Origin of the sequence: Acinetobacter amyesii (genome assembly GCF_023499985.1) — a bacterium.
Classification (GTDB): domain Bacteria; phylum Pseudomonadota; class Gammaproteobacteria; order Pseudomonadales; family Moraxellaceae; genus Acinetobacter; species Acinetobacter amyesii.
The window spans coordinates 496,885-519,927 of sequence record NZ_JAMCOU010000013.1; the positions used below are offsets into that span (position 1 = coordinate 496,885).

The window sequence follows — 23,043 nt, forward strand, 5'->3', positions numbered from 1 at the left end:
AAAGCTTCAAAAATGGCCTACAATCTACGTAGGCCTTTACATTTTTTTATAAACCTAACTATTATTTAAGATTATTTTCATATTTCGACACTATAATAAGTTATAACAATATAAACGTTGATTATTTGAACTTCAAAAATGAGCAGCACATCTACACACAATAGAAGCAAAGTATTAATTATTCATGACAACCGAATTGGACATTTAAATCCTGCTCTCGCTGTGAGTGAAATGATTGAGAAGCGCTTTTATCTACAATCTGAGCAGTTTGCAATTCCTACTTTACCTAAGCGTACAGTGAGCGTTTTTAAGAAACTGTCTAATTTCCCGAATTTGTTTCGCACGCTCGGGCGTTTATACTTTAAATTCTTACCAAGAAATTTAGAGCATACCGACGTTATCGTCTGTTCAGGTATGCCTAATTTAATTTATGCCGCTTATTTATCTCAACGTTTCAATATCCCACTTATTTATGCAGGCGGTACACGTAAATTTAATTGGCGACTTATTGATTGGACTATTACGACGATTCCAGAAGATCATTCTGGTAGACAAATCATTATTCCTACAGGTGCTGTACCTTCTAAAATTACTCGCTTAGCGCATATTCCGTCGAATCATGAAGCATGCCTGTTAATTGGTGGACCGACAAAAGAGTACCCTTTTACCCATCAAGACTTTGAAGAGATGATTCAGCAATTTGTTCAATTCGCAGATCACCATCAAATTCAGGCGTCAGTCGTATGTTCTCGTAGAACACCTGCGTTATCAGAACATGTGATTCAAATGTTAAAAGATAAAAATATTGAGCTTGTGAATACTTGTTCTAAAACTTCTATTTGCGATGTGTTAAAGCGAAGTGAATATATTTTTGTTACTGAAGATAGTGCAACGATGTTATCCGAATCAATCCAAACCGGTCGCATTGTTATTTCAGTTTGTCGTGAATATTCTGAAAAAGATGAAATTATTCAAAATTATTTAGATCTCGAATTAATACAACGTAAAACTATTGGGCAGATTACTGAAGCTGCATATATCAAGCCAAAATTAAATGCTCAACATATTGAACAAATCGTGACTCAACAACTTGCAGAAGATTTGAGGGCAAAATCTCAAGAACTGAGTTTTTATAAATGTCATGCAAAAAAAGCAGTTATCTATTAATTAAAAATTTTATTCGATAGAAATTAAAAGCTCACAGATGTGGGCTTTTTTACTATTTACTTTAACTAATCATCTAAATACATGTTTACATGAAAAAAAGGGGAATTTACATTTCTTGGATACAATTGCATGAATAAATCTCTTTGAATTTTCACCCCATTTTTACACTCATAAGAAAGATTGAAGAATTCATCTAATATTTTGTTTAAATTCAATTGATCAACCAATTTTGTTGATAGATGTAATTTAATTTTATAGGTTTCTGATCTTTTCAAAACATCTATTTGCTCCAAACACTCTAGACTATTTTTTTCAATAATTTTAAAGTGATAGGCTTCTTCACCTAAGTTTTCTAAATTAAAATATATGGTAATAAATACAACATTATTGTAAATATACTCACCCGAGCTATTATCAGCAGATAGATCATTGCCAAAAACAGCTCTTGCGTGAAAATCTGAAATAAAAATTTTTGGAGATAACTGTTTTCGCTGTTCCAACTGTTGTTCTTTTTGTGTTTGAACCAACTGTTTTTGCTGCTCAAGTCCATTTTTCATTTCTTCAATTTGCAACTGTAGCGCTTTTTCTTGCTGTTCCAATGCTTTAGTATTTTGATCTAATTGTTTACCTTGCTGGAGATACCCGAGTATTAACCAAAGAAAAGCAACTGGAGCAAATATACCTGCAAGGAAATCCCCTAGTGAATTCAGCTCTCTATTGGTAAATACAAAATTGTTTTGAACGCAAAACAGTCCTATAACTAAAAACCAAACTACAGTTATCGAAATTCCAATTATTAAATTTTTACTATTCATTTTCTAATAAAAAACCCATACCTAAGTATGGGTTTTACATGAAAATTAAATACTTATCAAATTAAGCCTTCAACCACTTCTCCGCTTTAGCCTGATCTTCCACTTTAAGTTCAACTTCAGTTAATTCTGAACCTGCAGCTTTCACTTCAAAGCTCATCAGTTCATCGCGGCGAAATGCTAGTACGGTATAAGTACCGTCTTGCTTGGCATATTTTTCTGCCAATTTAACCGTCGCTTTTAAACCATCAATTGCAATAATCACATCATTTGCAGACAAGCCAGCTTTTGCCGCTCCACCATCACGACGAGCAGACTGAACCAACACACCTTCAGGCTTATCAGCCAGTTTTAAACCAAATGGCAATGATTTGTCATTTTTGAGTGTATAGCTTAAGCCAAACTCAGGGAATAATTGGTCTAACGGCAATTCATCCGTAGTATTAATCAAATGATTGATTTGTTCTAACCAATCATCACCCGTTAATTCATTACATAAATTGAAAATAGTCCGTTCATTCACTTGAATGCCATTTTGCGCATTTGCATATAATTTACGCATTAGGGCATCAAGACTTGAACCACGTAGACGTAAGCCAAGATCTAAACATAGCGCCACGAGGCAGCCTTTGTTGTAGTAACTGGTACCTGCATTATTTGAGTTTTCATCCTGACGGTAGAATTTCACCCATGCATCAAAGCTTGACTCAGCAACAGTTTGAATTTCACGACCTGGATTTTGTAAATAGCGATCAATTTGTGCTTTCAAAAGCTTGATATATGAATCCTGATTAATCACGCCGCTGCGCAATAAAATCAAATCATCATAATACGATGTAAAACCTTCAAATATCCAAAGCAAAGAAGTGTAGCCTTCTTTGTTCAAATCATAATTCACAAAGTTTTCTGGACGGATAAATTTTACTAACCATGAATGGAAATATTCATGGCTGCATAAACCTAAGAAACGTTGATAATCTGCCGAAGGCTCTACAGGTTCATTGGCTTTTGGTAAATCATCACGCGGGCTAATTAAACTCGTACTGTTTGGATGTTCCAAACCACCATAGCTATTCGCCGTTGCCATGGTCATAAAGGTATAGTCTTTAAATGGTGCTGAACCAAACATGGAAATTTCTGTCGAACAAATTTTTTCGATGTCTTGCTGCATACGCTGCGCGTTCATAGCATGTTTGCCCGACACCACAAATTCGTGTGGAATGCCGTTGGCTTCAAAACTAAAACGGGTTTGTTCCGCCAGTTCAAACGGTGCATCAATTAACTGAGCATAGTTATCTGCATATAAGGTATAACGACCTTTCACTAAACTTTTTGACTTTAATCCTGTCGCAAGTTGGAAGTGCTTTAACTCGGGTGGCAAGAAAACTTCAACCTCAATGGCTGTATGTTCTTGGTCAACTAAACCTAAACATGCGCAAGCTGGATTGACGTATAAACGGCTTTGATCAACATAAGCACCACGGACCGACAAATCGAAGGCATATACATCATATTCAACCGTGATCAACTCATGATCTGTATTGAATAAGCGCCATTTATTTTTTTCAAATTTCTCAATTTGTAACAAACGCCCATCTTCATCATAAGCTCGAACAGCTTCGATATGCTTCGAAAATTCTCGGATTAAGTAACTTCCGGGAATCCAAGTTGGCAAAGAAAGCACCTGTGTTGGATTTGCCAAGAAACGTGCAGTGACATGGACTAGATGTTGACGATAATCGTCAAATTCGATTTGATAATGCAACATAATGGGCGATATAAAATTAGTAAAAGATAACTTATCAATTAGATTAACATTTTTTACAACTGAATGCGGAACTGTCGCAATTGTCTACAATTATGACTAGTCAGCAGAAAAAAAAAGGCATAGCATGCCTAAAAATTTTTTCGTTTTACCACCAACGGAATGGTTGGTTAAGGAACCTCATTGAAACACGTGATCTACCTCATCGCGCTGCTTAGTTTTCTATGCTCCACGATAGCAAATGCTGCCCTTTTAAATATTGTCCCTGAAACCGTGGAAGCTGAAGCTTGGACCATTTTAGACCCTCAATCGGGTCAGGTGATTGCAGAACATAATAGCCATGTTCAGCGTGCTCCTGCTTCACTTACCAAAATGATGGTGGCTTATATTGCTTTAAAGGAAATTAAAGCAGGTCATTTAAAGAAAAATGAAATCCTAACCGCAACCCCAGTTGTACAAGTGGTTCAATGGGATGAATCACAAATGTATCTCAAAGCAGGCGAACAAATTTCAGTTGATCAGCTTTTGGCAGGTCTTGTGGTCATGTCTGCCAATGATGCCGCTGTGACTTTAGCTGAACGCATTTCTGGTGATATTCCAAAATTTATTGAACGCATGAACAAAGAAGCTAAAGCTTTGGGCATGAATGATACCAATTTTCAAAATCCAGCCGGTATTACCATGCCAGAACATTATTCATCGGCAGCTGACCTTGCACGTTTAGGGCAAGCACTGGTGACTGAAACACCTGACTATTTGTATTATTCAAAACAACAAAGTTTTAGTTATAATCACCGTTTCCACCATGCAACTAATATTTTACTCAAACAAGATCCTACCGTTGATGGCTTAAAAACAGGTTTTACTAAAGCTGCAGGTTATAATTTAGCTTTAACAGCCAACCGTTTGATCGCGAATCCTGACGCGCCAGAACGTCGTTTGATTGTTGTGGTATTAGGGGCAAAAAGTGGATTAAAACGTGCAGAAATAGCACACAACCTCATGAACTTGGCTTATACCTATACACGTAATGAAGTTGCAATCAAAGATAAGCAATTAATTGCAGAATTACCTGTGGTTAAATCAACCTTGAAAATGTTTAAGGTGGAAACTCAACAACCTAAACTAATTACAACTTCACTTTATGATCAAGCTTATGCCATCGATTTAAAAGCTTTTGACCCTACACAGCAACGTATTCTTTTAAATACTGGCAATGGTCAAATTCAAGCCATTGAACCACTTCATGAAACACAGACTAAACTGAGTGTTGAAGTAAATGAAAAAGAACTCACTGCGCCATTGGCTGAAGTGATGAAATTAGCCACCGTTACGGTTTATCAAAATAATCAGCTGATCAATACCTTTGATATCGAAGATGACGTGCAAATTGAAGAAGCCAATATTTTTGAGCGTTTCATGATGTGGATTAAAGGTCTTTTTAGCATCTTTAATACGGATGCAGCAGAAGTTAAAACCTACCCTTTAGGTCAATGATGTGATTATGTAACTTGTAAGACAATTCGTTATTCGTGCAAAAAAGAAGATGGCATACTCGTGCCATCTTCTTTTTTTCAACAATAATAAAATAGGTAATTCAATGAATAACGCTGATGACTCCAAGTTACATCATATTGTCATTGTCGGTGGTGGTGCCGGTGGTTTAGAACTGGTCACCCAACTCGGTGATTTACTCGGTAAAAAAAAGAAAGCGCGCATTACCCTTGTAGATATGAAACTCACGCATGTATGGAAACCCCTCTTGCATGAAATTGCCGCAGGGACGATGTCGGTTAGCGAAGAAGAAATTAACTACTATGCGCATGCTGCGAAGCATCATTATGAATTTGTGTTGGCTAAGTTGGAAGATGTCAATCCTGCTGAAAAAACTATTCAGCTTAGCAAAGTCCAACAAGGTAAATATGAATCTACTCAAGAACAACTGCAACTGAGTTATGACACCCTTGTTCTTGCTTTAGGCTCAGTTTCCAACGATTTTAATACACCAGGCGTGTATGAACATTGCCACTATTTGGACAGCCTACAACAAGCTGAAATCTTCCAACAAGATCTCTTACAGTTGTATTTGGATGCACAAAATAGTAATACAGCACGTGAGTTGAAAATTGCCATTATTGGCGCAGGTGCAACGGGGGTTGAACTTTCAGCAGAATTGGTTGAAGCCAAAAATAATTTTTATAAATATGGTTTAAATAAAATTCATCCTCAAAGCGTACAGATCAATTTGATTGAAGGTGCTGATCGGATTCTGCCTGCACTCCCTGAAAAAATGGCCGAGCATGCACAGCAGCAATTACAACGCATGAAAATTGAGGTCTTAACCTCTAAACGTGTGGAAAAAGTCGATGCTGAACATGTTTATTTTAATGATGGAAGCAAAATTAAAGCCGAACTAAAAGTTTGGGCGGCAGGCATTAAAACACCAGAAGTAATTTCTAAACTTGAAGGCTTTGAAAAAGACCACATGGGGCGTTTAAGTGTATATGCAACACTACAAACTAAGGCACACCCAGATATTTTCGCCTTTGGTGATTGTGCACATTGCCAACCGCGTGCAGATGAGCCTGTCCTCGGCCCACGCGCTCAAGTTGCTAGCCAACAAGCGTCATTTCTCGTGGATTGTTTAAAGGCGCGTATCCGTGGTCAGCAACTCCCAATGTTCGTATTTTCAGACAAAGGCTCCCTAGTCTCATTAAGCAAGCATAAAGCGGTTGGTGAACTTTTAGGTCAGGTCAATGTTCAAGGCTTTGTTGCTAAATCAATGTACGTTTCACTTTATCGAATGCATCAAGCCACAATTTACGGCTACGCACATGCAGGACTATTAACGGCTAAAGATTTTGTTACACGAAAAATTGCGCCTAAAATTAAATTGCATTGAAATTTACAGATTTGCCCCGATTAATGAAAAAATCATCATAAACATTTAAAAATTGCATTTTTTTGATAAATTTAGTCTACAAAAGTGCAATTTCACTTTATGATGTAACCCTTAAAAAATTGAATGGATCAATAACATGACTGCTATTGCAAATAACTCTGTGGTTTCTTTCCACTACACATTGACTAATGCAGAGGGTGAAACTCTCGACCAATCTCAAGGTGAGCCACTAGCATATTTGCACGGCGCTGGTAACATCATTCCAGGTCTTGAAAAAGCTCTTTTAGGCAAAACAGTTGGTGAAAAATTCACTGTAACTGTACCTGCTGCCGAAGGTTATGGCGAATACAACCCTGATCTCGTTCAAGAAGTTCCTGCTCAAATGTTCCAAGGCGTGGACAACATCCAACCAGGTATGCAATTCCAAGCTCAAACTGATGATGGCGTTCAAATCGTGACAGTTAAAGCTGTTGAAGGCGACAACGTTGTTGTTGATGCGAACTTTCCACTTGCTGGTCAAGATTTAACTTTCGAAGTTGAAATCGTTGAAATCCGTGAGGCTTCTGCTGAAGAACTTGAACACGGTCACGTACACGGTGCAGGCGGTCACCACCACTAAGATCTTCCAATCTCTAGTGCAAGAAGGCAAAGTTTTTACTTTGCCTTTTTTTATTTGCTATATTTCATGTAAAGCAAATAATTTATTGAATAAGAATGAAAACTCATACCCTTCTATTAAGTCTATGTCTCATAAATATGTCTTTTCCAGCATACGGATCTAGCGATACTTGTCGCAGTTTCGAATTAAAAAGCGCAAAGCAACTCAATCGCGTCTATCAAAAAGATGAATTCTATATTTTTTATTCGGATAAACAGAAAAGTAGAGACCGCATCCAAAATCTGAACGATACAAACAATAATGCAATTCCTGACTATATCGAAGATATTGCCATCCAAGCAGTCGCATCAAGAGATATCTTTAAACTAGCAGGATTTAGACATCCTCTAAAAAGCCCAAGATATAAGAATGTAAAGGCTATTGCCATATATGTACACGAACTAAAAGGAAATGGGCTCGCCTATGAAAACTCATCTCGAGCGCCAAGTGCCACGAATCTTAAAAATAATCTTTGCTTTATCAGCATTTCTATTTCAAATCAATTAAAAGACTTTCCTGGAAATTATTGGACTACGATCACTCACGAATTATTTCATTTATACCAATATAGCTATGCACAATTTAAAAACGCATGGTACTTGGAAAGTATGGCTAATTGGGCTGAACGTGCACTTAGACGTGATATTACACCGCAAACAACTCAATTACGTGCATTACCCCAAAATGCATTACAAGTTAATGAGCAATTCTTTAATAAAAACTATAATCACATGTGGCGCCGTTTGTTTTTCAAACAACAAAAAGATGCATTCTTAGTCCCCGATGAGCTTCTAAAGAGAACTTATATTGATGGTTCACTGGTATTTAAAGATAATGTTTGGTATGGAACTAAATTTGCAAAACATTTTTTAACCGACCTAGAAAATTCATCCATTAAAATAAGTAACGAAAAAAAATGGAACCCTTATCAATGGAAAGAATCGGATCAAAAGCTAAAGCAATGGAATTGTACAATCTTTAAAACTTATCAAAACAACCTTAAAGAATTTGATAAAAAAGATAATGAAATTAAATCTCTAAATGAAATATCATCAAAATCTATCAATGATTTTTGTTCGTGATAGAAAAAAAGCAGGCCACGGCCTGCTTTTTAAAACGGATAATTAATTCTTATGAATTAACGACGTTGGTTATAAATCTGCTGCGCTGCAGGTAGATTTTTACGCATCGCTTCAATACGCTGTGAGTTTGATGGATGCGTTGATAAGAATGATGAACCTCCCGCACCTTCAAGCTTATTCATTTTTTCCCAAAGCGTAATCGCCGCTTGTGGGTTATAACCTGCACGTGCCATTAACATTAAACCACCTTGGTCAGCACGGCTTTCCAGAGAACGTGAATACGGTAACCCTATACCGATTTGACTACCTAACTGCGCAGCAGCAGTGCCCAATTGACCGACATTATTGCCTGCGGCACTTAAACCAATATTCAGCGCAAGATCCGTTAAGGCTTGAGCACCCAATTTACTTTTTGCATGTTCTTCAAGAGCATGGACCATTTCATGTCCCATAACTGCTGCAATTTCTGCATCGGTTAAATTCAGTTTATTGACGATACCTGTATAAAATACAACTTTACCGCCTGGAGCGACAAAGGCATTGACTTGGTCTGATTTCATGACTGCCAATTGCCATTGGAACGCTTGACCCGTTTGGTTCATTTGGTCTGCATAAGGACGCAGTTTTTGGAATACAGTATTAATGCGCTTATATGTACTCGAAGAGGTATCGAGCTGATTTTTAGAACGCGCATCTGTCACCATTTTGTTATAACTTTGTGTTGCTTGCGCGTTCAATGTAGCAGTATCCGCTCCTGCCATATCTGCCACTGTCGCACAGCCCGAAATCGTCATTACACCGGCCATACACAGGCTCGTTAGAATTATTTTTTTCATTAAGGATACTCCAGACCATTAAAATATAAGTGAATTTATGGATATTATATTCTTATGGTTTGGAGCTTAAAACGAAGTTATAGCGACTTATAATAGTATTTATGTAATTTTTTTAAGCTGAAAATTGAAGAACCAACCAATAGATTAAACAAACCACATTCAAGCCCAAATACACATGCATTAATGGCTTAATTTTTTCCTCTAACTGCACATTTTTTCGCTTAAAAAATAGGATAGCATTTTGTATCAAAACTATGGGCACAAGAATACAGGCAATAATCACCGACAACCCAATCAGGGCTTGATAAATTAATTGTGGATCTTGAGTTTGGGCACGAATGATCATCATAGCAATAGTGGGTGCTCCCCCCATCGCAAATAATAAAGAATAAAAAATGGTGGTCGAAATATTCTTTTGCATCCTGCACTTCTCTTCCTAATTCAAATTGCATTTTAGCAACTCAACACAATGTGTATAGCGTACTAAAATGCAACTTTAGTCTTGAAAACCGCAGATATTAACGACGTACACTCGATGGTGTCGCATTTTTATAATATTGCTGCGCTTCCGGCATCATTTTTTGCATAGCAGCAATACGGTCATTATTGCTTGGGTGTGTAGACATAAATTTGCTCAGTGCGTCGTTGCCACTTTTATCATTCGCATTCATTTTTTTCCACAACGAGATCGCAGCTTCTGGATTGTATCCAGCCTTTGCCATCATCACTAGGCCACCTTTATCCGCGCGACTTTCCAAATTACGTGAATACGGCAAGCCCACACCAAATTGACTCCCCAAGTCAAGCAAGGTTGCACCATAGCCACCTGCTGCATTACCTACGTATTGTGAACCTATACTCACTGCAAGATTAGTCAGTGCAGAAGCACCAATTTTATTTTTTGCATGTTCCTCTAAGGCATGAACCATTTCGTGACCCATGATTGCAGCGACCTCATCATCCGTAAGTTTGAGTGTTTCGACGATTCCTGTATAGAAAACAACTTTGCCACCGGGTGCGACATAGGCATTGATTTCTTTAGACTTGATCACGGCAACTTTCCACTCAAAAGCTTGACCCGTTTGATTCATCTGATCTGCAAATGGTTTCATTTTCCAGAAAACACGGTTTACTTTTTGATAAGTAGCAGATTTGGTATCGAGCACTTGTTTGGTTTGTGCATCTTTTAACATTGCGTTATAAGACTGTGTTGCCTGTAAGTTCAAAGATGCAGAATCAGCGCCTGCAAGATCAGCAATCGTGGTACAACCTGATAAAGAAGCTACTAGGGCAAAGTATGCCAAAGTTTTTTTATAATTCATCATGATCTCTAGTTATTTATAAAGAGTGTCAAATATATACAAAAAATTGACTGACTCAATATTTTTATGCTTTTTTTCAAAATCTTTATTTTTCCATGATTTAAATTTAATAACTGATGTTACGCCCATAAAAATACTTTCACATTTTTTTAATACTTTTAAGTATATTCGACGGAGTCTTACATCTAGGGTTTAAATAAAGGGATAAACCTTCGGCTGGAGGTACACACATGAAACAATGTTTCTCATTAGGCAAAATGAGAAGCGTGCTTCGCAAGGAAACCATCTTGCGGTGCAATGCACCTCACCGACAAAACTCGTTCACTAGTGTCAAATTATTCACAGTATTGCAAAAACATTTTTTGATTAAAAGTTGTCCTGTCTCAAACACTTGCGGATGACCTTACCGCGTATCGTTCTTTTCTTTGAATCAAATAGCACTTCGGATGTTACTGCGTATTATTAGCTAATAATACCTGTCGTTTTTTGAATTTTTATGCTTCGCTCTATAAAAAAAGCCCCGCTTTCGCGAGGCTTTTGACATCTTAATTCAACAGCACATTATGCGTCGAATGGATGACGTAATACGATTGTTTCATCACGGTCTGGACCAGTTGAAATGATGTCGATTGGACATTCAATCAATTGCTCTAAACGTTTCACGTAGTTAATTGCATTTTGTGGCAATTGATCTAGTGATTTCGCACCGAAAGTAGACTCAGACCAACCTGGCATAGTTTCATAGATTGGTTTTAAAGTTTCAAATGCAAGCGCATCAGAAGAACCTACACAACCAGAATCAGCTGCTTCGTAACCCACACAGATTTTCACTTCTTCTAAACCATCTAGAACGTCTAGTTTAGTTAAGCAAATACCAGAAAGTGAGTTTACTTCTACTGAGCGACGTAGAATTTCAGCATCGAACCAACCACAACGACGTTGACGGCCAGTAGACGCACCAAACTCAGAACCGACAGTACCCAAGTGTTTACCGATCGCATCACCAACATCATTAGCAGCATCATAAACAAGTTCAGTTGGGAACGGACCAGCACCTACACGAGTTGTGTACGCTTTAGTGATACCCAATACATAGTCAAGGTGTAATGGACCAAGACCTGAACCTGAGCTTACGCCACCAGCAGTCGTATTTGAAGATGTAACATACGGATATGTACCGTGGTCAACGTCAAGAAGTGAACCTTGCGCGCCTTCAAACATGATTTTCTTACCTGCTTTACGGTAAGCATGAAGTTCACCAGTCACGTCCATCACCATAGGTTCGATGACTTTACGCCATTCGTCACATAGAGCGATCACATCTTCAACTTTAACTGCTTCAACACCGAAGAATTGAGTCAATTGGAAGTTATGGTATTCAAGAAGCTCTTCAAGTTGAGCTTTAAGATGAGCACCACCACGAACCAAGTCAGCAACACGGATTGCACGACGAGCCACTTTGTCTTCGTATGCAGGACCGATACCACGACCTGTTGTACCAATTTTCGCATTGCCACGTTTTTTCTCACGTGCTTGGTCAAGGGCGATATGGTGTGGAAGGATCAACGGACAGTTTGGAGAAATACGTAGACGTTCACGTACAGGCACGCCTTCTTTTTCTAAAACTTCCATTTCATGGATTAAAGCTTCAGGTGATAAAACAACACCATTACCAATTAAGCACAATACGTTGTCACGTAAAATACCAGATGGAATGAGGTGTAATACAGTTTTCTTACCACCAACCACAAGTGTATGACCTGCGTTGTGTCCACCTTGATAGCGAACTACCGCAGCCGCTTGATCTGTGAGCAGGTCGACGATCTTACCTTTACCTTCGTCGCCCCATTGGGTACCAAGTACCACAACATTCTTGCCCATAATAGCCTCATTGCATCATGCTGTTAAAATTGGAAAAAACGTGTGTGCCCGCAGGCACATCCGCGATTAAATTTGTTCGATTGTCCACTCGCCATTTGCATTCACCAACTGGTGCGTTGCATACGGTGCTGAGCTTAAATCATCATTACCTAACAATTGAACAACACTGAATCCTTCAGTACGTGCTGCCTCAATTGCCTTTAATAAATCTGCTTCGATGCCTTTTGGTGCAACCAAAACTTGGCTTTTCTGAACTTGACCTGCAGTTAATGCATATAGATCACAAGAGAAACCTGTTGCTGGACGCGCACGGCCGAAGTGCTCACCAATACCATCATAGCGACCGCCTTGAGCCAATGGCGCAGCACGGTTTGGTGCATATACGGCATACATTAAACCAGTGTGATAATGATATGAACGAAGTTCAACCACATCGATACCAATGTGTAAGTCTGGCCAACGCACCTGAATTGCCGCTTGAGTCGATTTCACTGCATCAAAAGCCAGTTTAAATGCTTCATTTGCCAATACATCAGCCGTTAAATTGGCTTGCAGTGCATCTAAGTCACTTGCAAAACGACCTAATGTATAGAAGTCAGCACCATTTGGAATGCTTTGTGTGAATTCAGCAAGTTCAGGTAGAGCTTTACGTTGATACAAGTCAGATAACTGACGTTCAACCGCTTTGCTCAAGCCAGCTTGTTTTACCATGCTGCGGAATAAACCGACATGCCCTAAATCAAGATGGATACCATCTGCATGACCTGCTTTAGCAAGCAAGTTGATCATGACATCAATCAGTTCAACGTCAGCATCAATGCTGTCTGAACCAAATAATTCTGCACCTAACTGTAAAGGTGCACGTGTGGTATTAAAACCCTGTGGTTTAGTATGTAGTACTGTACCAGCGTAGCAATAACGAGCTACACCTTCGACAGGATGTACATGCGCATCAATACGAGCCACTTGTGGTGTCATATCGGCACGCACACCAAGCAAACGACCTGAAAGTTGATCGATCACTTTAAAAGTGGCTAAGTCTAAATCTTGATTCGATTCTGAAAGAGAAGATAGAGATTCGATGTATTCAATGAATGGCGTGTACACCAACTGATAACCTCGAGATGCGAGGAAATCTAATGCTTCACGACGCAAAGATTCAATCACTTGCGCCTGTTCTGGCAGTACATCAGCTACACCATCAGGTAATAACCATGTCTCTGAAATGGGCATGTTGTAAACCTAAATTCTTGTCAGCGCGGAACAAATCCGCATAAAAAAATCGGGAGCACACCCGATTTCTCCTAGTTTAGCACGATAGTTTTACGCTTGCACACGACTTTTTCATAAAAGATGCTTCAGCATTCATTACTTCATCAACAGCTTTAATTTTTACAACTAAATATATGTTTATGCTTATATTTTAAAATCCTGTGAACGTTATTTTTTAACCATTTGATAAAAAATAATAAGCGTCCTACTTTCTATAGATGAAGTTTTAAACAAAGTTATAAATTTGATCAGGCTCAATAACTTAATTTAAGACACGAACATCAATCCAATGGAAGCGCTGTAGTTTGTTTAACGGCCTGTAACGGTATCTCTGTTTTTACATTTTGCACACTGGCGATCTGCGTTAAATGATGAATCTGAAACTTTCGATAGGCTTCTAAATCTGCCACGACGATACGTAAGAAAAAGTCACAATCCCCTGCCATGAGTTGACATTCAACCACCTCAGGCATCGTTTGAATCGCTGCAACAAAATCATTCACGGTTTTTGCATCTTGACCTTTTAGCCAAATCCGCGCAAATACCGTTAAACTTAAATTCAATTTTGACTGATTCAGTAAAGCCACATATTTCTCAATATAGCCTTCATCTTCTAGTTGCTTAACCCGTCTCAAACACGGCGAAGGTGATAAACCAACTAGTTGGGCCAATTCATTATTTTGTAGTTTTCCATTTTGCTGTAATGCTTGCAAAATGCGTTTATCTATCTGATCCATCAATAAAGGCACTAAATTTCACAATAATCTTTATTTTAGCAATTTCATTGCACAATAAAAGCAATCTTCCATAAAATAGCTGCCAAATGCTGCTTAGATATTCATAAAATATTGCTTTTGATCTCGCTTCATGGAAAACGTCATGTTGATGTTTAGACAAAGTACACTCAATCACACCCATTCACAGCATTCTATTGAGTTTAAACGAGGTCTAAAAACATCTATTCCAATGCTGCTGGGCATTATTCCTTTTGCATTAGTTTTGGGTGCTCAGGCAACACATAAAGGATTTTCTAGTTTAGAAGTTCCGCTTTTGACTGGCCTTAACTTTGCCGGTGGATCTGAATTTGCCATTTTGGAAGTTTGGACCAATCCCCCTAATATTCTCATGCTGATGTTTATTACGTTTTTAGTGAATAGTCGGCACCTATTAATGGGGGTGAGCCTTGTCCCGTATTTACGACATTTACCGAATCGTACGGTTTATACCGCTTTATTTTTTATGTGCGATGAAAGTTGGGCTGTGGGTTTGGCTGATGCGCAAAAAAAATCTAATGTTTTGGGAATTCAGCGCGCCTTTAGTTTAATGTTCTATGCAGGCTTATGCTGTGCTCTATATTTGATGTGGGTTGGCTTTACCACGCTAGGGGCAATAATTGGACCGATACTTGGCGATATTAGTCGACTTGGTTTTGACATGGCCTTCCCTGCTGTATTTCTTGTTTTACTGCGTGGTATGTGGAAAGGCTTTAAAGCGGCGCGCCCATGGCTGGTCAGTTTGATTGCCGCATCTCTGGCGTATTTTTATCTCCCAGCGGGCTGGTATGTTCCGATTGGCGCAGTTACGGGTATTGCTTCTGCATTTTTCCTAATTGGAGATGATGCATGATCCACACTAGCACCCTGATCGCGATTCTATTTATAGCCTTAACCACTTACCTGACCCGCATCTTGGGTTATGTGTTACTGAAAAACCGTAGCCTCACCAACAAACAACGTCAAATTATGGAAGTTGTCCCCGGCTGTGTTTTGATATCAGTGATTGCGCCCTATTTTGTCAAAGATAATCCTGCCGATCTGATTGCGATAGCCATTACCCTATTTGCAGCATCACGTTTTTCGTTATTGCCTACCGTTGTGATTAGCATGCTTTCAGCAGCAGTATTAAGACAAATTTTGATTTAACTAAGTAATACGCGATCATGTTTTGAATAACGAAAGAACTACGATTTAAACCCAATGATGATGAATATTAGGAATCATCTTATTGGATAAAAAATACCTATACCTTGAGATCACATGCATTCAGTAAATATCGAGGTATGGGCAGTCTTTTGTATTTTTTTGATTAGCTTTGGTCTGTCTTGACCACTTTTGCCAAAAGGTTCACCAACTCTGCATTTTGCAATTCAACTTGCTGTAATTTGTGAGTGGTTTGATCTAATACTTCTTGCTGGATATGCATTTTCTTTGCAAGATCTTGCATAATTTCCAAGGTCTTTTTCAAGTTCGCTTCTAGATGCACCACTTTTTCCTCGAGTGGCAAGGTTTCATGCGCGGTAGATTGCGATACGTCACGATTAAACTGTAGCCAAATTAAAAATATAACCGCCAGCGCCAATAATAAAATAAATCCCCAAAGTAACATCAACATCATGCTCAATACTCTTTATATATTTCTTTGACTTTCATCTTAAACAATAAATCGGCTGTGCTTGAATATTTTTTAAAGTTTTTCAATATTTTCGAGATACATCAACGTCATTACGCATGATTTTTCATCTAATTTTAGAAAATAAAAAACACCTACAAGCTAGTAGATGTTTTTTATATCGGATAAGTTTGAATTTTTAAAGAGAATGAAAGCTTTCACATAAATCGAGTAAGCGGTTCGCATAGCCCCATTCATTGTCATACCATGCGAAGACTTTTGCTTGTTTTCCTACCACCATGGTTTGATTCAAATCGACAATCAATGAATAAGGTGAATGATTAAAATCACTTGAGACCAAAGGTTCATCGGTTACTGACATAATTTCATGATAATCAAAACGTGCAGCTTTGCTTAACACTGCATTTAATTCATGCTTGGTGATAAGCGATTGGGACACAAAACTTAAATCGATTGCAGCAACATTGATAGTCGGTACACGAATCGAATAGCCATCGATTCGATCTTCCATTTTCGGCATGACCCGTTTCAATGCCCCTAGAGCTGAAGACGTCGTTGGAATAATATTTTGACCCGAAGCTCGCGCCCGACGTAAGTCACGATGTGCATGATCCAATACAGACTGATCCGCAGTCACAGCATGAATTTCTGTCATCAGTGCGGTGTCTATACCAAAGGCATCATCAATAATTTTGACTAAGGGCACCAAAGCCTGCGTGGTACAAGACACACTGGAAATAATTTGATCCGTCGCTTTTACTTCACGATGATTAACACCATAGACAATCGCAGCATCAACACTGTCAAACGGCGCCGCACCAATTATCACACGTTTGGCACCTGCACCAATATGCTGTGTGGCTGCCTCTCTTGATCGAAATAAACCTGTGCATTCGAGTACCACATCGACATTTAGTCGTTGCCACGGCAAAAGACTCGGCTGTGGCTCATTCAACACTTGCACTTTGAGATGTGCTTGGGCACAAGAGATGTCTAGAAAAATAGCGCCATCTTGTTCAAGAATTTCGACTTGGCCTGCAAAACGACCATGCGTGGTGTCATATTTAAACAAATGCACCATGGTTTCCACATCAGCGACATCATTTATGGCAACAATTTCATAATGAAATTCTTTTGGATTTTCAAACCAAGCGCGTAATACATTGCGTCCGATTCGACCAAATCCATTAATTGCCACTCGCTGCATGACTTACCCTTCATTTTGAAACAGTTATAAAGCGCTTATATATTAAAGGATTTCAACAATAATTCGTAATCATTAATTCTCTTAATACTTATTAAAATGGGTGTTGAGTGAAAATATTCAAAATAGCTTTTCGACTTTATAATGAAGAAAAATATTCTATAGACCATAAATCACAATGATGAAGCAAACACTACAACCATTTTATTTGTTCTGGCAAAAGCTTAAACCTACAAAGCTCTTTTACGCTTCCATCTCAATATTTTTGATATTTTTATTAGGTTCAACCGAGACTACAGCGCAAATATATCAACACTGTTCATCAGCGGAGATACAAAAATTACAACGCCTATTCTCAGACAATAATTCCTCCAATGCCAATGAACCTGTATTTCAGGACTGCATTCAACTTCAGCATAGTCGTCGATTATTAGCCCTTTCTAGTAATGCGACTGACGTGATTCAGGACAATGCGGGCAATTATGATCTAAAGCTTTATCTTATAGATAAAGGCACATTTCAAGTACTAAAAGTATTTAAGTCACCTAAAGGCATTGTGCCTACGACACGTTTAGATAATGTTCAATTTGATCTCACCCCCTATGCAAAAGATCAGGACTTGGTGGGTATTGCTTTAAAACAATCGCACATAGGCGGTATTCATTCATCAAGACGATTGCTTTACCTTTATGCCATTCAAACTGATTCAAAAATTTTAGCTGTCTTAAATGGACTAATGACCAACTACAACAGCAGTACACAAAGTGCTTGTGATGACTGGAATACTGAAGAATTGAAGCGCACCTTGCACATCAGCAATCAAACCCATAAGGGCTTCCCTATTTTCTTAATCAAAGAGTCGAGCATTAGCAGCCATTACAATCACAAAAACTGCAAAGCGTCCGCTGAACATGACCAAGGTCGTTATCAGCTCAAATTTGATGGCAAGGAATACCCCATTCAACACATAAAAAAGACAGATCCTGACTTATAAGCTGATTAATTCACGCCTTTAAAATTTGAAAATGCGTTTAGGATTTAAGTAAAATTTCATCTTAAATTTAAAAATAAACCAAAGTACCATTGAGTAAAAACTGCCAAAATTTTCACAACCATAATGAAAATGAATCAATTCAAATGAATTATATAAAAAGTCATATAGTTCATTGAAAATCATTGGTCACTACACCTTTTTCCGTTATAATTTAGCGTTTTTAAATTTTATGTCAGCATCTCAAGCCAGCTTGAAAATTTTGTAAGACTTGCTTGATAGGCTATTACCAAATCGAAATTAGGAGAGACTTGGTTGTGAGTACTCGTTTTATGACATCAGCTGAAATTCGCGAAGCTTTTTTAAGCTACTTTGAATCGCAAGGGCATACACGTGTCGCGTCGAGTTCTCTGGTACCTGCCAACGACCCAACACTATTGTTCACAAATGCTGGTATGAACCAGTTTAAAGACTGCTTCCTCGGTCTTGAAAAACGTGACTACGTTCGTGCAACTTCTTCACAAAAATGTGTCCGTGCCGGCGGTAAACACAACGACTTAGACAACGTTGGTTATACAGCACGTCACCACACGTTCTTTGAAATGTTGGGTAACTTCTCATTTGGTGACTACTTCAAACGTGATGCCATCACATTTGCTTGGGATTTCTTAACCAACGAAAAATGGTTAGGTCTGCCAAAAGATAAACTTTATGCCACTGTTTACCATACAGATGACGAAGCATTTGATATCTGGAACAAAGAAATTGGTCTAGACGCTTCACGCATTATCCGTATTGGTGACAACAAAGGCGAAAAATACGCTTCAGATAACTTCTGGGCAATGGGCGATACAGGTCCTTGCGGTCCATGTTCTGAAATCTTCTTTGACCATGGTGACCACATTTGGGGCGGCTTACCGGGCACTCCTGAAGAAGATGGCGATCGTTTCATCGAAATTTGGAACAACGTATTCATGCAGTTCAACCGTACTGCTGATGGCGTACTGCATGCCCTTCCTGCACCTTCTGTAGATACAGGTATGGGCCTTGAGCGTATTTCTGCAGTTTTACAGCATGTAAACTCAAACTACGAAATCGACCTATTCCAAAACCTACTTAAAGCTGCTGCAGAAATCATTGGTTTAGATACCACTGAACTTGAAGCAAAAGCTCAAGCAGAAAACAAACCAGTTGAATACCCTGCTTCACTTAAAGTTGTGGCTGACCATGCACGTTCTTGCTGCTTCCTGATTGCAGACGGTGTTAACCCGTCTAACGAAGGCCGTGGCTATGTACTTCGCCGTATTATCCGCCGCGCAGTGCGTCACGGTAATAAGTTAGGTGCGACTGGTTCATTCTTCCACAAAATGCTTCAACCGTTAATTAACGTGATGGGTGCTGCTTACCCTGAACTTGCTGCACAGCAAGCACGTATCGAAGCTCAGCTTTTGAAAGAAGAAGAACAATTTGCTAAAACTTTAGAGCAAGGTTTGAAATTGCTTGAAGGCGAATTGGCTCAACTTAAAGGTTCAGTGATTCCAGGCGAAACTGTATTTAAACTTTACGATACTTACGGCTTCCCGACTGACTTAACAGCAGACATTGCACGTGAACGTGATTTAACCATTGACGAAGCTGGTTTCGAAGTCGAAATGGCGGCTCAACGTCAACGTGCGCGTGATGCTGGTAAATTTGCTGTCGACTACAACTCAATTGTCAAAGTTGAAGGCGAGACTCAATTTGACGGCTATGACGCAACTCAAGGCCAAGGTCAAATTGTTGCAATCTACAAAGACGGCGTACAAGTTGATGAAGTTTTTGAAGGTGACGAAGCGCTGATCGTTCTCAACCAAACACCTTTCTATGCAGAAAGTGGCGGTCAAGTTGGCGATACGGGTATCTTCAAAAACGAAACTGGTATTTTTGAAGTTCAAGACACCAAAAAATCAGGCGGCGCTTTTGTACACCAAGGCATCGTGACCATGGGTAACTTAAAAGCAGCTCAAGCAGTTGAGGCTATTGTTAAAGCGGATATCCGTGAAGCAACTTCACGCAACCACTCTGCAACTCACCTATTACATGCAGCACTTCGCCAAGTTTTAGGTACGCACGTACAGCAAAAAGGTTCATTGGTTGCAAGCGAACTTTTACGTTTTGACTTTGCTAATGACCAACCTGTTTCATTTGAACAGCTTCAAGAAATTGAACGCATTGTCAATGCCGAAGTGATTGCCAATACTGCTGTTTCAACTGAACTTTTAGACATCGAGGCGGCCAAAGAAAAAGGCGCAATGATGTTGTTCGGTGAGAAATACGGTGACGAAGTACGTGTACTTTCAATGGGTACAACCAAAGATGAGAAAAACTTCTCTATCGAACTTTGTGGCGGTATTCATGTAAAACGCACCGGTGATATTGGTCTATTCAAAATCACTTCTGAAGGCGGTGTTGCTGCAGGCGTACGTCGTATTGAAGCCGTTACGGGTACTAAAGCTGTTGAAGCTGCGCAAAAAGCAGATCGTGACATTCATGCAATCAACGATTTGCTGAAAGCGCAAAAAGATCAAACTTTAGAAAAAGTTGAAGCTTTGTCTCACACAGCATCTAGCTTGCAAAAACAAATTGAACAATTGAACCAAAAATTGGCAAGCTTCCAAGCCGCTGAGTTATTGAGTCAAGTTCAAGAGATTGCTGGCCGTAAAACATTAATCACCACGGTTCAAGGTGTAGATGCGAAATCACTTCGCAACTTGCACGACGGTGTGAAATCTAAGTTAGACAATGCTGTGATCGTGATCGCGGCGGTTGATGCCGACAAAGTGAGCCTCATTGCTTCGGTTGCTAAAGAATACACTGCTGCTGTAAAAGCAGGTGACATCATCAAACACCTTGGTCAAGAACTTGGCGGTAAAGGTGGTGGTAAACCTGATATGGCTCAAGGTGGTGCGCCTTATAGCGACAAACTTGAAGCGGTAATGACTGACCTCGTTGCATGGTTAGCTGCAAAATAAGACCAAAAGTCCTATAGCTCAAAGTGACTCACCTCCTTTGAGCAAATCAACAGGTTTAAGCAGTGTGTTTTTTAATGCTGGATCCTGCTTAAACACTGTTGATGCGTGAAAGCGCAAACTCAATCATCATGTTGAAACCAATATTCAACCTCTGGCTAAATGATGAAAATGGAGTCTAAAAGGCTGGGTTCATGTGAATCCCCTGCAGACACAAAGTATCTATTTGAACTCCTCCTACCTTGGAGTTCATAAGCTACGTGGTATATTAAAATCGCGCCGAAGTGCGGTCTTAAAATATGTGTAAGTGCTTTAAGTCTTTGGACTTATTTACTTGGTAAGGATAGTTATGGCATTAATCGTTCAAAAATATGGCGGTACCTCAATGGGTACTCCAGAGCGCATTTTAAATGTTGCTCGTCGTGTAAAGCGTTGGCATGATCACGGTCACAAAGTTGTGGTTGTTGTATCTGCAATGAGTGGCGAAACCAATCGTCTACTTGCTTTAGCGAAAGCCATTACCGAAACCCCTGATCCACGCGAATTAGACCAAATGGTGTCTACGGGTGAACAGGTAACGATTTCTATGTTAGCAATGGCACTTAACTCTATTGGTGTTGAAGCTAAATCACTTACAGGCCGTCAAGTCGGTATTAAAACCGACAGCGCATTTACCAAGGCGCGTATTGAAGCGATTGATACGGATGTATTGACTTCGAACCTTGACGCTGGACGTGTCATTGTAGTGGCAGGTTTCCAAGGCTTTGATGCCGAAGGTAACACTACGACTCTAGGTCGTGGTGGTTCTGACACTTCGGGTGTTGCATTGGCAGCTGCACTTAAAGCTGATGAATGTCAGATTTACACAGACGTTGATGGTGTTTACACCACTGACCCTCGTGTCGCTCCAAAAGCGAAAAAAGTTGATCGTATTTCTTTTGAAGAAATGCTTGAAATGGCATCACTTGGTTCTAAAGTCCTTCAAATTCGCTCTGTAGAATTTGCCGGTAAATACCAAGTGCCTTTACGCGTATTATCAAGTTTTGATAATGACGATGATGGCGCATTCGACGAAAACTTTAAACAAAACGTCGGGACACTAATCACCACTGAAGCGGAAGACAACATGGAACAACCAATCATCTCAGGTATCGCGTTCAACCGTGATGAAGCTAAATTAACTATTCTTGGTGTACCGGATAAACCAGGTATCGCTTCAAACATCCTTTCACCAATTGGTGATGCCAATGTTGAAGTGGATATGATTATCCAAAACGTTGAAGAAGACGGCACAACTGATTTCACATTTACAGTTAACCGTAGTGAATTATCAAAAGCGAAAGCCATTCTTGAAGCGACTGCACAAGAAATTGGTGCACGTGAAGTTGCAACTCGCGCAGACATCGTAAAAGTATCGATTGTTGGTGTTGGTATGCGCTCACACGCAGGTGTTGCAAGCAAAATGTTTACTGCTCTTGCAAAAGAAGGCATTAATATTTTGATGATTTCGACTTCTGAAATCAAAATTTCAGTGATTATTGATGAGAAATACTTAGAGCTTGCTGTACGTGCTCTACACACTGCATTCGGTCTAGACCGTGAAACAGGTGAATCAAGCGCACGTGCTTAATTAACCTTGCTGTGTGTCAAAATTTGTCATTGTTAGACAGATTTTGAAAAACATCGTAAAAATTCAGAGCCACTATAGTTTTTTTTATAGTGGCTCTGTTATAT

Annotated in this window: 20 protein-coding genes; 10 read left to right on the top strand and 10 right to left on the bottom strand. The window is 39.2% G+C overall.

The features are described from left to right. Positions 1-138 precede the first annotated feature (138 nt). Complete coding sequence (locus M5F03_RS03950; protein ID WP_078194377.1) at positions 139-1,167, top strand: ELM1/GtrOC1 family putative glycosyltransferase; 1,029 nt, start codon at positions 139-141, stop codon at positions 1,165-1,167. Positions 1,168-1,232: 65 nt separating this feature from the next. Here the strand turns inward: M5F03_RS03950 and M5F03_RS03955 are convergent, their stop codons facing one another. Together M5F03_RS03955 and M5F03_RS03960 are read right to left on the bottom strand one after the other, a co-directional pair. Continuing rightward, positions 1,233-1,982, bottom strand: a complete 750-nt coding sequence (locus M5F03_RS03955) for a hypothetical protein (RefSeq protein ID WP_249706745.1) — start codon at positions 1,980-1,982, stop codon at positions 1,233-1,235. A 61-nt stretch (positions 1,983-2,043) separates the two neighbouring features. After that, complete coding sequence (locus M5F03_RS03960; protein WP_249706746.1) at positions 2,044-3,747, bottom strand: M61 family metallopeptidase; 1,704 nt, start codon at positions 3,745-3,747, stop codon at positions 2,044-2,046. A 180-nt stretch (positions 3,748-3,927) separates the two neighbouring features. Between M5F03_RS03960 and M5F03_RS03965 the strand changes: the two genes are divergently transcribed. The 4 genes from M5F03_RS03965 (at position 3,928) to M5F03_RS03980 (ending at position 8,386) form a co-directional block, all read left to right on the top strand. Beyond that, on the top strand, positions 3,928-5,241 hold the full coding sequence (locus M5F03_RS03965) for a D-alanyl-D-alanine carboxypeptidase PBP6B (RefSeq protein ID WP_180085733.1): 1,314 nt from the start codon (positions 3,928-3,930) through the stop codon (positions 5,239-5,241). A 103-nt stretch (positions 5,242-5,344) separates the two neighbouring features. Beyond that, entirely contained in the window at positions 5,345-6,646 is a 1,302-nt protein-coding gene (locus M5F03_RS03970) for an NAD(P)/FAD-dependent oxidoreductase (protein WP_249706747.1), read from the top strand. A 136-nt stretch (positions 6,647-6,782) separates the two neighbouring features. Beyond that, positions 6,783-7,265 (top strand): FKBP-type peptidyl-prolyl cis-trans isomerase, encoded by a 483-nt coding sequence (locus M5F03_RS03975; RefSeq protein ID WP_078194383.1) that lies wholly within the window; start codon positions 6,783-6,785, stop codon positions 7,263-7,265. Positions 7,266-7,402: 137 nt separating this feature from the next. Continuing rightward, positions 7,403-8,386: a hypothetical protein gene (locus M5F03_RS03980; protein ID WP_180088512.1), complete on the top strand. Its 984-nt coding sequence runs from the start codon at positions 7,403-7,405 to the stop codon at positions 8,384-8,386. A gap of 56 nt (positions 8,387-8,442) precedes the next feature. Here the strand turns inward: M5F03_RS03980 and M5F03_RS03985 are convergent, their stop codons facing one another. The 6 genes from M5F03_RS03985 to M5F03_RS04010 all read right to left on the bottom strand — a co-directional run bounded on the left by M5F03_RS03985 (position 8,443) and on the right by M5F03_RS04010 (position 14,434). Then, entirely contained in the window at positions 8,443-9,222 is a 780-nt protein-coding gene (locus M5F03_RS03985) for a M48 family metallopeptidase (protein ID WP_078194384.1), read from the bottom strand. 112 nt (positions 9,223-9,334) lie between these two features. Beyond that, positions 9,335-9,643, bottom strand: coding sequence for a hypothetical protein (locus M5F03_RS03990; protein WP_180113969.1), 309 nt, complete (start codon positions 9,641-9,643; stop codon positions 9,335-9,337). A 97-nt stretch (positions 9,644-9,740) separates the two neighbouring features. After that, on the bottom strand, positions 9,741-10,544 hold the full coding sequence (locus M5F03_RS03995; RefSeq protein WP_249706825.1) for a M48 family metallopeptidase: 804 nt from the start codon (positions 10,542-10,544) through the stop codon (positions 9,741-9,743). Positions 10,545-11,105: 561 nt separating this feature from the next. Continuing rightward, positions 11,106-12,425: an adenylosuccinate synthase gene (locus M5F03_RS04000; RefSeq protein WP_078189071.1), complete on the bottom strand. Its 1,320-nt coding sequence runs from the start codon at positions 12,423-12,425 to the stop codon at positions 11,106-11,108. 66 nt (positions 12,426-12,491) lie between these two features. After that, positions 12,492-13,658, bottom strand: a complete 1,167-nt coding sequence (locus M5F03_RS04005) for an ATP phosphoribosyltransferase regulatory subunit (protein WP_249706748.1) — start codon at positions 13,656-13,658, stop codon at positions 12,492-12,494. Between the two features lie 320 nt (positions 13,659-13,978). Then, positions 13,979-14,434 (bottom strand): Lrp/AsnC family transcriptional regulator, encoded by a 456-nt coding sequence (locus M5F03_RS04010; RefSeq protein ID WP_078189073.1) that lies wholly within the window; start codon positions 14,432-14,434, stop codon positions 13,979-13,981. Between the two features lie 142 nt (positions 14,435-14,576). On the opposite strand from M5F03_RS04010, the gene M5F03_RS04015 reads away from it, so the two are divergent. Together M5F03_RS04015 and M5F03_RS04020 are read left to right on the top strand one after the other, a co-directional pair. Beyond that, the gene (locus M5F03_RS04015) at positions 14,577-15,323 is read left to right on the top strand and encodes an AzlC family ABC transporter permease (RefSeq protein ID WP_249706749.1); all 747 of its coding nucleotides are present in this window, start codon (positions 14,577-14,579) and stop codon (positions 15,321-15,323) included. Continuing rightward, positions 15,320-15,619 (top strand): AzlD family protein, encoded by a 300-nt coding sequence (locus M5F03_RS04020; RefSeq protein ID WP_078194391.1) that lies wholly within the window; start codon positions 15,320-15,322, stop codon positions 15,617-15,619. Before M5F03_RS04015 ends, M5F03_RS04020 begins: the two co-directional genes overlap by 4 nt. A gap of 163 nt (positions 15,620-15,782) precedes the next feature. Here M5F03_RS04020 and M5F03_RS04025 read toward each other — a convergent pair whose 3' ends face one another. Then, positions 15,783-16,085 (bottom strand): hypothetical protein, encoded by a 303-nt coding sequence (locus tag M5F03_RS04025; RefSeq protein ID WP_078189224.1) that lies wholly within the window; start codon positions 16,083-16,085, stop codon positions 15,783-15,785. A 199-nt stretch (positions 16,086-16,284) separates the two neighbouring features. After that, positions 16,285-17,313, bottom strand: a complete 1,029-nt coding sequence (locus M5F03_RS04030; protein ID WP_249706750.1) for a type I glyceraldehyde-3-phosphate dehydrogenase — start codon at positions 17,311-17,313, stop codon at positions 16,285-16,287. A gap of 175 nt (positions 17,314-17,488) precedes the next feature. Here M5F03_RS04030 and M5F03_RS04035 point away from each other — a divergent pair, with 175 nt between their 5' ends. The 3 genes from M5F03_RS04035 to M5F03_RS04045 all read left to right on the top strand — a co-directional run bounded on the left by M5F03_RS04035 (position 17,489) and on the right by M5F03_RS04045 (position 22,939). Next, positions 17,489-18,304, top strand: coding sequence for a hypothetical protein (locus M5F03_RS04035; protein ID WP_180115319.1), 816 nt, complete (start codon positions 17,489-17,491; stop codon positions 18,302-18,304). Positions 18,305-18,618: 314 nt separating this feature from the next. After that, positions 18,619-21,312 carry an alanine--tRNA ligase gene (gene alaS / locus M5F03_RS04040; protein WP_249706752.1) on the top strand — a complete coding sequence of 898 codons (2,694 nt, stop codon included), beginning with the start codon at positions 18,619-18,621 and terminating at the stop codon, positions 21,310-21,312. Positions 21,313-21,658: 346 nt separating this feature from the next. After that, entirely contained in the window at positions 21,659-22,939 is a 1,281-nt protein-coding gene (locus M5F03_RS04045; RefSeq protein ID WP_078194395.1) for an aspartate kinase, read from the top strand. Positions 22,940-23,043 lie beyond the last annotated feature (104 nt).